Source organism: Desulfonauticus autotrophicus, from assembly GCF_055381725.1.
Genome location: NZ_AP042395.1, coordinates 325,923 through 339,731, shown reverse-complemented (window position 1 = coordinate 339,731; position 13,809 = coordinate 325,923). Strand labels below are relative to the sequence as shown.

Genomic DNA, 13,809 nt, shown 5'->3' with positions numbered 1-13,809 from the left:
CTTAAAAAACTAAAATGAAAAACTTCAATTGGTAGTCTTATTCTTTTCCAAAAAAGAATGTAATTGTTCTAAATTTTTCAATTTATTTAAAATGGTGGGTCTGGTAATCCCCAAACACCTAGCTACCTGTGACTTATTGCCTTGAAACTTTTCCAAGCAGTATTTAAGCACAGATACTTGAAAACAATCAGTCAAAACCTGCCACTTATTTACTATTTCTGGATTTTCTAAAATAGCTAAGGCCCAAGCTGGAAGCTCTTCTGGCTTGGCTAAGCAAGATGGTCTCTCGGTGAAAAGAACCTTCTCTACTTCTTCTCTTCCTATTACTCTAGAACTGCTCTGGATAAGAAGTTTAGTAACGGTATTTCTAAGCTCTCGCACATTTCCTGGCCAACTATAATTTTCTAAAACATCCAAAGCCTCTTTGCTTAAAGAAGGTTTTTCTATCTTTAGTTCTTCACTACATTTCTGGAGATAATGACCAAGTAAAAGGGGAATATCCCCTTTGCGCTCTCTTAGAGGAGGTAGATAAAGAGTTAAGACCTGCAAGCGATAATAGAGATCTTCCCTAAAATCTCCTGTTTTCACCCTTTCTTGTAGGTCCCTGTTTGTAGCAGCTATTATCCGCACATCTACAGAAAAGGTAGTACTAGAGCCCAACCGTTCTATACTTTTGGCTTCCAATAAACGTAAAAGTTTACTTTGAATGGCAAGGGGCATATCTCCTATTTCATCTAAAAACAAAGTACCTCCTTGAGCTAACTCTACCTTGCCTTTCTTTACTTTATTAGCTCCAGTAAAAGCTCCTTTTTCATAGCCAAAAAGTTCACTTTCTAAAAGGGTCTCTGGTATAGCTACACAATTGACAACAACAAAAGGTTTGCTTGCTCTCTCACTATATTGATGGATAGCTTTAGCTACCAACTCCTTACCTGTTCCTGTCTCTCCTAAAATAAGCACATTGGCCTGGGTAAAGAAATCTTACCAATGCTTTTATAGACCTCTTGCATGGCCCTAGATTTGCCAATTAGGATTTCTCCCTTAGACACAGGAAGAGAATCAACTGTATTTATTTTTTCTTTAGCAGCAATATTTTTTAACGCTCTTTTAATTAAAAACAAAAACTCATCTACTTCAAAAGGTTTTAATACATAATCTAAAGCCCCTATTTTCATAGCCTCAATGGCAGTATGACTGGTGCCATAGGCAGTCATAATAATAACAGGCAGCTCAGGATAAAGTCTTTTAAGTGTCTTAAGACAACTTAGACCATCCATTTTCGGTAATTTGTAATCCAAAACCACCAAATCCACTTCTGTATTAGCCAAATAATCAAGAGCTTCTTCTGCACTACCCAAACTCTCTACCTCATATCCTTCCAAAGATAACAGGCGGGAAAACTTTTTCTAAGTTGCTTATCATCATCAACAATAAGAATCTTGGAACTCATGACAATAATATCCTAAGCTGGTAAAATTATGGTAAAAATTGTTCCCACACCCACTGTGCTCTTTACAGTCAACCAACCTCCATGCTCCTCTATTATTCGCTTACTTATACTAAGACCTAATCCTGTACCCTGGTCTTTGGTAGTAAAAAAAGGTTCAAAAATTTTATTTAACAAGTTTATAGGTATACCAGGTCCATTATCTTGAATTTCAATCTTTACCACTTTGCCTACCGGTTCAATAACTCCCTTTTCTACTATAACCTCTATATTTCCACCTTTTTCTTCTAAAGCTTCACAACAGTTATTTAAAATATTAGTTAAACACTCCTGTATTTGTTCCTTATCTAGGTTGAGCAAAGGTAAATTTTCTTCAATGTCTACATTTACCTTTATTTGATACAAATTAAAACGATAAGAAAGAGTCTTTATTGCAGAGGAAACAACTTCTTCAATCTTAAGAGGCTCTAATCTTGGCTTGGGTCTTCTAGAGAATTCTAGAAAATTACTTACTATGTTGTCTATATGTCTTATCTCTTCCGTAATAACTTCAAAATCTTCTTCTTGCTCTTTTTCTAAAGTCAAAGATTTTTTCAAAGCAAATATTCTCATCTTTACTGAAGTTAAAGGAGTCCTAATAGAGTGGGCAATACCTGCAGCTAATTTACCCAATAAAACCAAATTCTTGGTCTCTTGTAGTTGTTCCTTACTTTCTTCCAACTTACTGCGAGCAAGGTCAAACTTTTTCACCAAGGTGTTCATCCTCTCCGAAAGAATTTTGATTTCATCCTCAAATCTGTGATTGGCAGGATAAACCTCAGTATTCCACACTAAAGAGCGTAAAGGAACTAAAATCTTGTAAAAAACATAATAAGCAATCAACAAAGAAAGGAAAACACACAAAGATAAAGAAGAAATTATGGAAATTTTAGCATAAAAGGCTTTTCTATGAATATTTTTAAAATATAAGTCCAACTCTTGCTTGGTTGCTTGCTTATACTTTTCACACAAGTTAGCAAGCTCATCAAACTTTTTTCTTGCTTCTGAGTGTAAAATCTTACCCTCTTCTAAGTTGTTATTTTTATAAAGAATTATTATTCTATTTCTTAAAAAATTATATTCGCTATATTTTCTTTCTATTAAAGATACATAATTAATATGCAAATCATTTTTAGACTTAATTCTAATTTGGTGTAAAAGTTCAAAGAATTTATTATTGTAGTTATCTAGGTCTTCTAGCCATTTTTTATCTTTAGTAGTCAAAAAATAAGTAACTAGACCTTTTTGTAGAAACAATTGATTTTCCAGCTCACTGGCAAAAATAGCTTCATCAACTGCCCTATCTCGCAACTCCTCAACAGACTTGTTTATATTGTATACAAGAAATATAGAAATTATAGAAAACAAAAGAGAAGTAAAAACAATCGATAAAATAACAATCAAAATTTTGGTTCTAAGAGCAATATGTTCCATAAATATATAAATTTTAGGGGTAAAAGGTTAAATCCTTTTACCCCTAAGTTAAAATTACTTTATATACCTAACACATAATATCTAAGATAGATATAAAGCATTGCTAGGGCTACAGTAAGTATGGTTACAGGCACGCCGTATTTTAAGAAACGGACAAAGGTAATGGGATAACCTGCCTTTTCACTCATACCCACTACAATTACGTTGGCAGAAGCTCCAATGGGAGAGCCATTTCCCCCCAGACAGGCTCCTAAGGCCAAAGACCACCACACAGGCATCATGGCTCCATGTTGAATGTGTTCCATGGTAGCAGGATCTGTTAGATTATAAACCTTATGCACCATTTCAATTAACAAGGGGTTCATGGTGGCTACAAAGGGAATATTATCCACTATGGCTGAGGCTATAGCAGAAAACCAGACCATAACCATGGATAAAGTGAACATGTTATCTGGTTGGGGATTGGTGATGTCAATCATTTTCACAGACATAAGTTCAATAAGACCGACCTTTACTGTACCACCTATGATGATAAACAGGCCTATGAAAAAGAAAATAGTTGGCCATTCCACTTCAGCCAGAATTTCATGGGGATGTTCACCAGAAATTAAAAGCAAGGCAGCTGCGCCCATTAAAGCTACTGTGGCTGGCTCATAGTGAAAAACCCCATGCAACATAAAACCCAGAATGGTCAGACTTAAAACTACCAGAGATTTTTTTAGCAATAAAGGATTGGTGATGAGTTCATTTTCATTCATAGCCATTATTTTGGCCTTATTTTCTTCTGTAACGTGAAGTCTCTTGCCAAAAATAAACTTCCAGATAGCAAGCCAAATAAGAAAAATAACAATAATAGCCGGGGTAAGATGAATAATAAAGTCCATAAAATTTAGGCCAGCTTTAGAAGCAATCATAATGTTGGGTGGGTCACCTATCAAAGTAGCAGTACCACCTATATTGGAAGCCAGGGCCTCAGTGATTAAGTAGGGCACAGGGTCCACTTCTAACTGCTCAGCAATAAGCAAGGTTACTGGGGCTAAAAGCAATACAGTGGTTACATTGTCCAAAAAGGCTGAACCTATGGCCGTAATTACCGCAAATATGGCCATTATCTTAAAGGGCTCTCCCTTGGCCATCTTGGCGGATTTAATGGCTACGTACTGAAAAACTCCAGTCTTGGTCATGACATTAATGATTATCATCATGGAAATGAGCAAAAAGATAACGTTCCAGTCCACTCCCAGTTCTATATCGTGAAAAGCTTCATGCTGGAGTAAAATCTTGCAAATCAAAACCAGAGCTGCACCAAACATGGCTACCTTGGTCTTGTGTACCTTTTCAGATACAATTACCGCATACGAAATGAGAAATATCAGAGTCGCTGTCCAAAACATCTATCTATCCTCCTTTATTCGTCTTCTCCTAGCAAACGCAAAAAACAACTATGGTAATCACCATTTTTTTGAATAACTTCCAGGTCAACTATTTCAAAGTGCTTTTGCTGGCAATAATCACAAATACTTGCCATATACTCTAAAATATCCCTTCTATTTACTTCTCCCAGTAAACGACCATTTTCATCCAGTACTGGCAAGGCATTTATGCCTTTTTCCACAATCAAAGACTCTGCTTCCATAACATGGTCGGTTGATTTCAAAAAAACAAACTCCGTAATCATCATATCCCTGGCTTTTTTATCTGCCACTTTGTTTATACATTTACGCAAATAATCATCAATCTCTGGTTCTTGAATGGATTTTAAAAGATTGGAGTCCATGTATTCTGGCAGCACTACTTTTAACAGGTCATAACCAGTAATGATTCCCTTTAATTTCAAATCATCTTCCACCACATAAATTTGCCGTGGTGAAAGTCTTCCCATCTTGCATAATAAGGTCTTAAAACTACATTCTGGCGTAGAAAGAACCAGATGTTTCCTCATCAAATTTGATACTAACATAATCCCTCCTATTATGATAAATTAATATCGCTCATAATTCCTTTGTAATCTCCTTTTGTATAGGAAGAAAGGAGATGAAAAGAAGTTTTTTGAGTATTTTGAGCATGCCCTCTACCTTTTTTCCATCAAAAAAAGCACCATTTGCTTCTAAGATATGTTCAATACGATGAGCAAAGGCAGAAATAAACCTTTCTCCATCACCTTCAAACTCCAAATTACCTAAAGAATATTTACCTTTTATCTTTTTGAATTCTTCTAGAGAAAGAGAATTTTCTGTTAAATCAGACTTTCCTCTAATTATTCCCCAAACTACAGTACCTGCTGGAATTTCCAGCTCTTTATCCACATCAATTATGGTATGAGGCATCACTACAGAGCCTTTACCAATTTTTAAACCATACTTATCTTTTGCTTTAAGGTATGAATTAAAACCTACAAAAACATTTTCTTCTAAGAAAGTATTGATAATCTTTGAGCCGTGTGCACTAACATTATATCCAGATAAGTAAGAATTTATAATATAACAATTTTCTTGAGCATTGGCTCCTTTGCCTAAGAACACATCTTCCAAATAGGCCTTTTGAGAAATTAACACATTTTCTCCAACCTCTACTTTACCTTTATACACAGCATAAGGAGAAGCAAAGCTACCTTGCGCTATACTTTTTTCTTCAGGTATAGTATTAAATACATTCTTAAAAGCTTCTCGTTTTCCTTCTAAGAAGTCTATAATTTCTCCTTTTAAAGAATTTTCAGCAAAACAAACATAATGTTTTAGATTATCACCATGCCTATACTTGAATAAAAACTCCGCTCCCTTAATTAAAATAGTCCCAGGTTCAACAATCTCTCCTTGCAAGTCCCCCTGCACATAGGAAAACTCACCCACTACACTTCTTGACACTATACTTAAATCCACAGTAGCCAAAGGTAAAATCAAAGAAAACCTGGTACTGGTACCATGAATATTCGCCCAATTTAAGGAAATAGTATTTTTAATTAAAAGCACTTCCAGATTTTCCAAATCATGCGAACAATTATGCACTAAAGTATCTACAAACAAGCTATCCTGTACCAGAAGTTTTTCATCCTGACAAAGGGGAACCTCTAGCTCACCTTTTTGGTATACATCTCCAGCTCTTTTTAATTCATCACCTCTTAAGTCAGAATTAATAATAATGGAATTTAGCACTTCAATTTTTCCCAAAAAATAACTTCCAGAAAGACAAGAATTCTTTGCTTGAAATCCTAAGTTTATCTCTGGAAAGGCAACACCATATACGGCATAATCAGAAATAAATTTTATCTTAGAAACATATTCCTCTAAAGAATGTAAAACCTCTCTTTTATCCAAAAGATATCCAATATTTTTAAATATAGCCTTTTTTAAATTTATATACTTTTTCATAACCAATCTCCCAACTATATTAATTTAAAGTTACAGACATCCCCATAATAGGCCAGATAAAATAAACAGCAATTCCAACTACTACCATAAGTAAAATACTAGCTGGTATTCCATATAAGAAAAATTCACCTGTAGTAAATTGCTTGGAATCATAAGCAATAGCATTGGGAGCAGCACCAACTAAAAACAAAAAGGGCATTCCTGCTGTCACCAGAGAAGAAAAGAGAATTACTTCACCTGCCACATTTAAATAAGGAGCAATAACCAAAGCTACAGGCAAAGAGATAGCAATCGCAGCAACATTCATAATAAAGTTGGTCATCATCATTACAAAGAAAGCAATGGCCATAACAAAAACAAACCAGTGAGAATCCTGAAAGAAACTAAGCCAATGAATAGCCAGCCACTTGGCTGCCCCTGTTTCCCACAAACAAAAACCTATACTCATAGCTCCAGCAAAAAGTAAAATAATATTCCAGGGAATTTCTTCTAAGTCTTTAAGGTCTAAGATTTTTAAGATAAAAAACATGATAGTGGAAAGCAAGATAATAGCTGTTTTGTCTATAGCCTTTAACTCAGGAATAAAAGAGCGCAAAGACATAACAATAATAACAGCTAGAACAGTAAGACCGGCAATGATTTCTTGGGTAGTGATTTTGCCCAGTTTGGAATTTAGCTCTTTTGCTTTTTCTCTTAAACCAGGAATTCTATCCTTTTCTGGTTTTAAAAACACCAAGAAAAATAACCACAGCAAGAAGGTCATAAGCCAGCCTATGGGAAACATATAGTAAGTAACTTCAAAAAAGGTAACATCCTTATTCATTATTTCCTTAAAAAATCCCAGAGCAACAGCTCCTCTAGCTGCACCAAGTAAAGTTACAATACTTCCTGCTCCTGCCACATAAGCCATACCCATAAATAGGGCTTTACCAAACTTAGTTGGCTTATTGCCTTCTCCATAGAGGGCATAAATGGCAATTAAAAGAGGATAAATAGTGGCTGCTACTGCAGTATGCGCCATCACATGAGTCATGGCAGAAGTCAAAATAAAAACTCCCAGTAGAATCATACTTGTTTTCTCACCGATTAGCATAAGCATTTTATAGGCAAGCCTTTTGGTAAGCCCGGTTTTGGTAAAAACCATACCAATAACCAAGGAAGCAAAGATAAAGAGTACTGAAGGATCCATAAAATCTTTAAAAGCTACTTTTGCCGGACGAATGAGAAACATGGCCTGAAGCACACCAATAGCCAAACTGGTTACGCCAATAGGTACAACCTCAAAGACCCACCAGGTACCTGCTAACAAGAAAATAGCTAAAGCACCCTTTCCTTCTCTAGATAAGACAAAATGCTTACCAAAGGGATCTACAGCATCAGGAAAAGGTGGAGCTAAGTAAACTATTGTAAACAAAAAAATACCCAAAAAAATAAAAAAGGCTCTTTTCATCTCTTCTTTGTATCTATTTGCTACAGAAGTTGTCATAGTTACCTCCCTTTATTTCAAATCACATTTTTCTACTTGTTCACAAATGAAGAAGAATAAATCAATAGATCTAAGAACACCAACAAAGCTTCCATCCTCTTCTACTAAAAGTAAGGTATAGTTATTCATAACCATCTTATGCACAGCTAGATCCAGGGAATCTTCTGTAGACACCGTTTCATTAGTATCTATATCTCTAGCCACCTCGCTAGCCAAAATATTGGGAATATTTTGACATAGATTTTCTAAAGGATGAGCCCATAAATCATAGTTTTTTAAAATAGAAAGAACAAAATCCTCACTATAACCAAATCTACTCAAATCCACATCTGAAACCTCCTTGTACTTGGGTTCAATTCCCCGCAAAATGTCTAAAATACTTATTTTTCCTATAAATTTTCCCCTATCATCAGTGATAAATACTGTGGAGTGAAAATTGGCATTTTTTTCTTTTTCTCTTTTAAGCTTAAAATCACTTCCAACAAGGAAGTATCCTTGTTCACAACTAAAAACTCATCTAAAGGCACAACTAGTTTTTTAACTTTTAGATTTTTCATTATCCCTCCTTTTTCAATAAATTACTTACAAATATTTTTAATTTAGAGCAATCCAAAGGATACTCTAGTTCTGCCAATTGTTTTTCTCTTACAAAATCTAAGTTAGACTGAATATAGTTTTCATCTCTTAACATTAAGATGGGCAAATGAGGAAAAGACCTGTGCACAAAGTTTACAAGCTTGGGACCTTCTGGAGCTATTGAAACAAAATCCACAATTAAAAGCCTTATTTCTAACCCGCTTTCTATTTTTTCCAGCAAATCCCACACTTCACTGAAAAACATTACTGGTCCATATCCGGCCAGTTTACTTTCCATAACTTTGAATAATTTTTTATTTTTACTAAAAAAACAAATACTCATCAGGATTACCAGTATACCTTGAGAAAATAATCACAAATCCCTAACAAAAGTCATGCCAAAACAATAAAAACACATAGTTTTCAATAATTTAATAGAAGTACCTCCCTATTCAGCAAAACCATAAGAAACAAAAAGAAACAACAAAATAAAACTTTTTGAAACAATTGAAACAAAAAGAACGTTTCAAAAACTTGACTTTTCAAACTGTATTTTTCATAAAGTGTAATTAAAAAAGGAGGTCAAACATGAAAAAGTGGCAAGTGTTTTTATTTATACTATTTTTACTTGGCAGCGTTAAGGTCGGCCTGGGAGAAGACTTCCCCTCACCTGAAGGAAAAGCTCTGTGGCAATACATAACCAGGGTCTCACCCTATAAAAATTGGAGCTTTTGGCCCAATCATCAAGGGCTTCAGCCTGGCAAAGCCCCGCATGGTCCTTTGCATAAGGTATTTGTAAACTCCAGGGGAATAGAGAGTAAAAAAGCTCTTGTTTTGGATAGGACCATTGTGGTTAAAGAAAATTATGGTAAAGATAAGCAACTCAAGGCAATTACAGTTATGTACAAAGTTAAAGGCTATGCGCCCAAAAGCGGGGATTGGTTTTGGGTAAAGTATTCACCTCAGGGTAAGATAGACAAAGAGGGCAAGGTAAAGGGATGTATTGGCTGTCACCAAGTACATAAGTATAACGATTACATATTCTTACATCAATTTAAATAAGGAAGAATTATGATTTACCTTCATCCTATTTTCCAGCTTTTGGCTATTTGTTTTGGGTTCTATGCCCTGTTTTTGGGTATAAACAGGATAAAAAGCCTGCACTTTCAAAAGCCTGTTCCCTTTTTATGGAAACGGCATGTATTAGTAGGGAGCATAGCCTTAATTGCTATGCTTTTAGGTACTTTTGGAGGAAGTATTATTTTGTTTCTACTCTGGGGAAAGGTATTTGTGGCTGGCACTCATGCCAAGGTGGGATTAGTGATTTTATTTCTTTTAATTGTAGGCCTTATTAGTGGTTATATTTTGCACTTTCACAAAAAGAAAAGAAAATTTTTACCTCTTTTACATGCTGCTAACAATTTACTTATTTTGTTGTTAGCTCTCTGGCAAATAAAGACAGGCTGGGACCTTTTAGCTATTTTTTAACCAAAGGGGCAAAAGCCCCTCTGGTTATTTTTTAACTATGACCAAATCACCTTGCTCTAAGCTGACCAGTACCTGGTCACCTTCCTGCACTCTACCTGCAATAATCTCTTTAGCCAGCTTGGTTTCCACATGATGAATAAGGTATCTTTTAAGAGGTCTGGCTCCGTAAACCGGGTCATAGGCCTCTCTAGCAATAAGCTCTTTGGCTTCAGGAGTGATTTCCAGGGTAATTTTCTTGTCTTTTAGCCTTTCTCTTAGCTCATCTAACAGGAGTTCAATAATCTGCTTGATTTCTTCCAAGAGTAAAGGTTTAAACAACACAATCTCATCAATCCGGTTTAAAAACTCAGGTCTAAAGTGGGACTTCACTACAGACATTACCTGCTCTTCCACTCCAGGTTTCAACTCTCCATTAGAAGTAATACCCTCTAAAAGATAATTGGCTCCCAGGTTAGAGGTCATAATAATAATCGTATTTTTAAAATCTACTATTCGACCATGACTATCAGTAAGGCGTCCATCGTCCATAATTTGTAATAAGATGTTAAAAACATCTGGATGGGCCTTTTCCACCTCATCAAAGAGCACCACAGAATAGGGTTTTCTGCGTACAGCTTCTGTGAGTTGTCCGCCTTCTTCATAACCCACATATCCAGGAGGAGCACCAATAAGCCTGGCTACAGTGTGTTTTTCCATATATTCTGACATATCAATACGAATCATGTTTTCTTCTGTATCAAAGAGGGTCCTGGCCAGAGTCTTACAAAGTTCTGTCTTACCCACTCCAGTAGGACCTAGGAAGAGAAAAGAACCAATGGGTCTTCTGGGGTCTTTTAAACCAGATCTGGCCCTTAAAACTGCATCTGCTACAGCCCGTACAGCTTCGTCCTGGCCTATTACCCTTTGATGCAAGACATCTGCTAATTTTAACAACTTTTCTCTTTCTGACTCAACAAGTTTGGTTACAGGAATACCTGTCCATTTAGAGACTATTTCTGCAATATCATCAGGCCCAACTTCTTCCTTGAGCAAGGTCTTGCCATCCTGACTTGCTAAAGCCTCTTCCTTTTCCTTTAACTCTTTTTCCAATTGAGTTAGTTTGCCATATCTAAGCTCAGCAGCTTTATTCAAATCATAGGCCCTTTCAGCTGCTTCTATTTCCAAACGAGTTTTTTCTATTTCTTCCTTTAGTTTTCTTAAGGAGTTAATGGCTTCTTTTTCTTTTTCCCATTGGGCCAGCAAACTCGCCTGTTTTTCCTTTAACTCAGCTAAATCCTTACCTATCTTTTCCAGGCGTTCTTTAGAGGCAGTATCCTTTTCTTTTTTCAAGGCCTCTTGCTCTATTTCCAGCTGCATAATTTTGCGATTGATTTCATCTAGTTCTGTAGGCAAGGAATCGATTTCCGTTCTAATTTTAGCTGCAGCTTCATCAATAAGGTCAATGGCCTTATCAGGTAAGTTACGGTCAGTAATATAACGATGGGAAAGGGTAGCAGCAGCAACCAAAGCACTATCACTTATTCTTACACCGTGGTGGACCTCAAATCTCTCCTTTAACCCTCGCAAGATAGAAATGGTATCCTCTACTGAAGGCTCGTCCACAAACACAGGTTGAAAACGCCTTTCTAAAGCAGGGTCTTTTTCTATGTACTTTCTGTATTCATCTATCGTGGTTGCGCCAATACAGTGTAATTCTCCTCTAGCCAGCATGGGCTTTAAAAGGTTGCCTGCATCCATGGCTCCTTCGGCTTTACCTGCACCCACAATGGTATGAATCTCATCAATAAACAAAATAATTCTACCCTTGGACTCTTCAATCTCTTTGAGTACTGCCTTTAACCTTTCTTCAAACTCTCCTCTAAACTTGGCTCCAGCAATAAGCGCTCCCATATCCAGGGCAAAAATGGTCTTATCCTTAAGGCCTTCTGGAACATCTTTTCTCAAAATCCTTTGGGCAATACCTTCTACAATAGCAGTCTTACCCACGCCAGCTTCACCAATGAGCACAGGATTATTTTTGGTCCTTCGGGATAGAATACGAATACAGCGCCTAATTTCGCTATCTCTTCCAATAACCGGGTCTAATTTACCTTTGCGTGCTTCTTCTACCAGGTCTCGACCATACTTTTTCAGGGCATCATAGGTGCTTTCTGGATTATCAGAAGTAACCCGTTGATGTCCTCTTATCTCTGTAAGCACACTTAATACTTTATCCTTATCCAATCGAAAGGTATTGCAAACCCTGCCCACTCCAGTACTTGGAGGCTCATCTAATAGGGCTAACAACAAGTGCTCCACACTCACATATTCGTCTTGCATTTTTTTGGCTAAATCTTGAGCAGCCAAAAGGATGTTGTTCACCCTGCCTGTAACATAAATCTGCCCGGGTTGGACTCCAGGGCCACTAACCCTTGGAAGTTTCTCCAGTTCAGACTTTAACGAGTTTTTTACAGCCTCCGGGTCATAGCCTGCCCTTTCCAGAATCCTGGGAACCAGGCCATCTTCTTGCCCAAGTAGAGCATAAAACAAGTGCTCTGCATCTATTTGCTGATGTCCAAAGCGAATTGCTTCCTTTTGGGCCTCAGCAATAGCTTCTTGTGATTTTTGAGTGAATTTGCTTATATCCATAATTTCCTCCTTGTTTTTCAATTTAAAATACTGAAAATTTTCTCAACCTCTCTTCCAGGTCTTCTATTCGCTCCAGCAAGTCCACAATAATCATTCCAGCCAGAGTGGAAATCTCCAGGTCTCGGCAGAGGCGAAGTAGTTTTTGCACTCTTAAAACTTCTCTTTCCGGGAACAGATAGTTATTCTCTCCCACGCATTCACAGCGAATCCAATCCATTTCTATAAGTTCTTCCAGGCGCAAGGGGTTGATGCCTGTCCTGGATACAAATTCTTGCCAGCTTAATTTTTTGCTTGGATAAGGTTGAGATATGGTCTTTATCTCTATGTTAACCATTAATGCTTCCTCCTAGGCTCTGGGATTAAAACTGGAAATACTGGCCAATTCTTTCCACAACCTCTCCTCTTGAGCACTAAGCTTTTTAGGGGTCTTAATGACAATTTCCACCAATTGATCCCCTTTATTTACTCCTTGCCCTAGCCCTTTGCCTCGCAATCTAAGCTTTTGGCCACTGCTAACTCCCTTAGGAACCTTTAACTCCACTTCTCCCGCCAAGGTAGGTACTTTAACCTTGGTGCCCAACACTGCTTCCCAGGGAGCAAGAGGTAAACGATAAAGAATATTGTTATCTTCTACTTTAAATAAGGGATGAGGCAATATTTTTACCTTTAAGTACAAATCTCCACTAGGCCCACCTCCAAGACCTGGCTCTCCCAATCCCTTTAGCCTGATTTTGCCACCATCTTTAATGCCTGCAGGAATATTTACCTTTACTGTTCTTTGCTCCAAACCTCGTCCCAGAGTAATGGTCTTCTCTCCACCCAGGAAAGCTTCCTCCAAAGAGAGTTCTAAAATAGCCTCCTGGTCCTGACCTCTGGCTGAATAAAAATTATCAAAGCCATAACTTCTCTGCCTGGAAGACCTGGAACGCCTACCCAAGCCACCAAAAAGGGTCTCAAAAAAATCACTAAAGCCACCCAGGTCTTCAAAACCAGAACCACCACTTCGAAACTCAAAATGAAAGTTTTCAAAACCTGGAGGTGGCTCAAAGTTTTGCCCATGTTGCCAGTTGGGCCCTAAAGAGTCATAGAGCTTTCTCTTTTCAGGGTCTTTTAAGACCTCATAAGCCTCATTTATCTCCTTAAACTTCTCTTCTGCTTCTTTATTATTGGGGTTTAAGTCTGGATGATACTTTTTTGCCAACTTTTTATAGGCCCTGGCAATTTCCTCTTGAGAAGCACCCTTGTCCACACCCAAAATTTTATAATAATCCTTATACTCCATACCCTCTTATTCTCCTGTAAAAATTCTTTATTTTAAAGAAGTTATAAACTGATAAAAAATA

15 protein-coding genes are annotated in these 13,809 nt (G+C 37.0%); 2 read left to right on the top strand and 13 right to left on the bottom strand.

All coding sequences use genetic code 11. From position 1 onward, the window contains the following. Positions 1–24: 24 nt before the first annotated feature. From ACZ42F_RS01975 to ACZ42F_RS01930, 10 genes are all read right to left on the bottom strand, one after another. Positions 25–960 (bottom strand): sigma-54 interaction domain-containing protein, encoded by a 936-nt coding sequence (locus ACZ42F_RS01975; RefSeq protein ID WP_464279556.1) that lies wholly within the window; start codon positions 958–960, stop codon positions 25–27. Continuing rightward, positions 948–1,382, bottom strand: a complete 435-nt coding sequence (locus ACZ42F_RS01970; RefSeq protein ID WP_464279555.1) for a response regulator — start codon at positions 1,380–1,382, stop codon at positions 948–950. The genes ACZ42F_RS01975 and ACZ42F_RS01970 overlap by 13 nt, the downstream gene beginning before the upstream one ends. An 80-nt stretch (positions 1,383–1,462) precedes the next feature. Beyond that, the gene (locus ACZ42F_RS01965; RefSeq protein WP_464279554.1) at positions 1,463–2,920 is read right to left on the bottom strand and encodes an ATP-binding protein; all 1,458 of its coding nucleotides are present in this window, start codon (positions 2,918–2,920) and stop codon (positions 1,463–1,465) included. Positions 2,921–2,979: 59 nt separating this feature from the next. Beyond that, positions 2,980–4,314, bottom strand: a complete 1,335-nt coding sequence (locus ACZ42F_RS01960; protein WP_464279553.1) for an ArsB/NhaD family transporter — start codon at positions 4,312–4,314, stop codon at positions 2,980–2,982. A 14-nt stretch (positions 4,315–4,328) separates the two neighbouring features. Next, positions 4,329–4,880, bottom strand: coding sequence for a CBS domain-containing protein (locus ACZ42F_RS01955; RefSeq protein WP_464279552.1), 552 nt, complete (start codon positions 4,878–4,880; stop codon positions 4,329–4,331). A 31-nt stretch (positions 4,881–4,911) separates the two neighbouring features. After that, a complete protein-coding gene (locus ACZ42F_RS01950; RefSeq protein WP_464279551.1) occupies positions 4,912–6,288 on the bottom strand; it encodes an LbetaH domain-containing protein in 1,377 nt (458 codons plus the stop codon). A 19-nt stretch (positions 6,289–6,307) separates the two neighbouring features. After that, positions 6,308–7,774 carry an SLC13 family permease gene (locus ACZ42F_RS01945; RefSeq protein WP_464279550.1) on the bottom strand — a complete coding sequence of 489 codons (1,467 nt, stop codon included), beginning with the start codon at positions 7,772–7,774 and terminating at the stop codon, positions 6,308–6,310. A 12-nt stretch (positions 7,775–7,786) separates the two neighbouring features. Further along, positions 7,787–8,101, bottom strand: a complete 315-nt coding sequence (locus tag ACZ42F_RS01940; protein WP_464279549.1) for a hypothetical protein — start codon at positions 8,099–8,101, stop codon at positions 7,787–7,789. Positions 8,102–8,163: 62 nt separating this feature from the next. Further along, a complete protein-coding gene (locus tag ACZ42F_RS01935; RefSeq protein WP_464279548.1) occupies positions 8,164–8,331 on the bottom strand; it encodes a hypothetical protein in 168 nt (55 codons plus the stop codon). Then, positions 8,331–8,648, bottom strand: coding sequence for a hypothetical protein (locus ACZ42F_RS01930; protein ID WP_464279547.1), 318 nt, complete (start codon positions 8,646–8,648; stop codon positions 8,331–8,333). The genes ACZ42F_RS01935 and ACZ42F_RS01930 overlap by 1 nt, the downstream gene beginning before the upstream one ends. Before the next feature lie 290 nt (positions 8,649–8,938). On the opposite strand from ACZ42F_RS01930, the gene ACZ42F_RS01925 reads away from it, so the two are divergent. Together ACZ42F_RS01925 and ACZ42F_RS01920 are read left to right on the top strand one after the other, a co-directional pair. Further along, entirely contained in the window at positions 8,939–9,412 is a 474-nt protein-coding gene (locus tag ACZ42F_RS01925; protein WP_464279546.1) for a cytochrome P460 family protein, read from the top strand. A 9-nt stretch (positions 9,413–9,421) separates the two neighbouring features. Then, complete coding sequence (locus ACZ42F_RS01920; protein ID WP_029966126.1) at positions 9,422–9,838, top strand: DUF4079 family protein; 417 nt, start codon at positions 9,422–9,424, stop codon at positions 9,836–9,838. A 24-nt stretch (positions 9,839–9,862) separates the two neighbouring features. Here ACZ42F_RS01920 and clpB read toward each other — a convergent pair whose 3' ends face one another. The 3 genes from clpB to ACZ42F_RS01905 are packed head-to-tail and all read right to left on the bottom strand — an operon-like array spanning position 9,863 to position 13,748. After that, entirely contained in the window at positions 9,863–12,466 is a 2,604-nt protein-coding gene (gene clpB, locus ACZ42F_RS01915; RefSeq protein ID WP_464279545.1) for an ATP-dependent chaperone ClpB, read from the bottom strand. A 22-nt stretch (positions 12,467–12,488) separates the two neighbouring features. Then, complete coding sequence (locus tag ACZ42F_RS01910) at positions 12,489–12,800, bottom strand: chaperone modulator CbpM (RefSeq protein WP_029966113.1); 312 nt, start codon at positions 12,798–12,800, stop codon at positions 12,489–12,491. Between the two features lie 12 nt (positions 12,801–12,812). Next, complete coding sequence (locus ACZ42F_RS01905; protein WP_029966110.1) at positions 12,813–13,748, bottom strand: DnaJ C-terminal domain-containing protein; 936 nt, start codon at positions 13,746–13,748, stop codon at positions 12,813–12,815. Positions 13,749–13,809 lie beyond the last annotated feature (61 nt).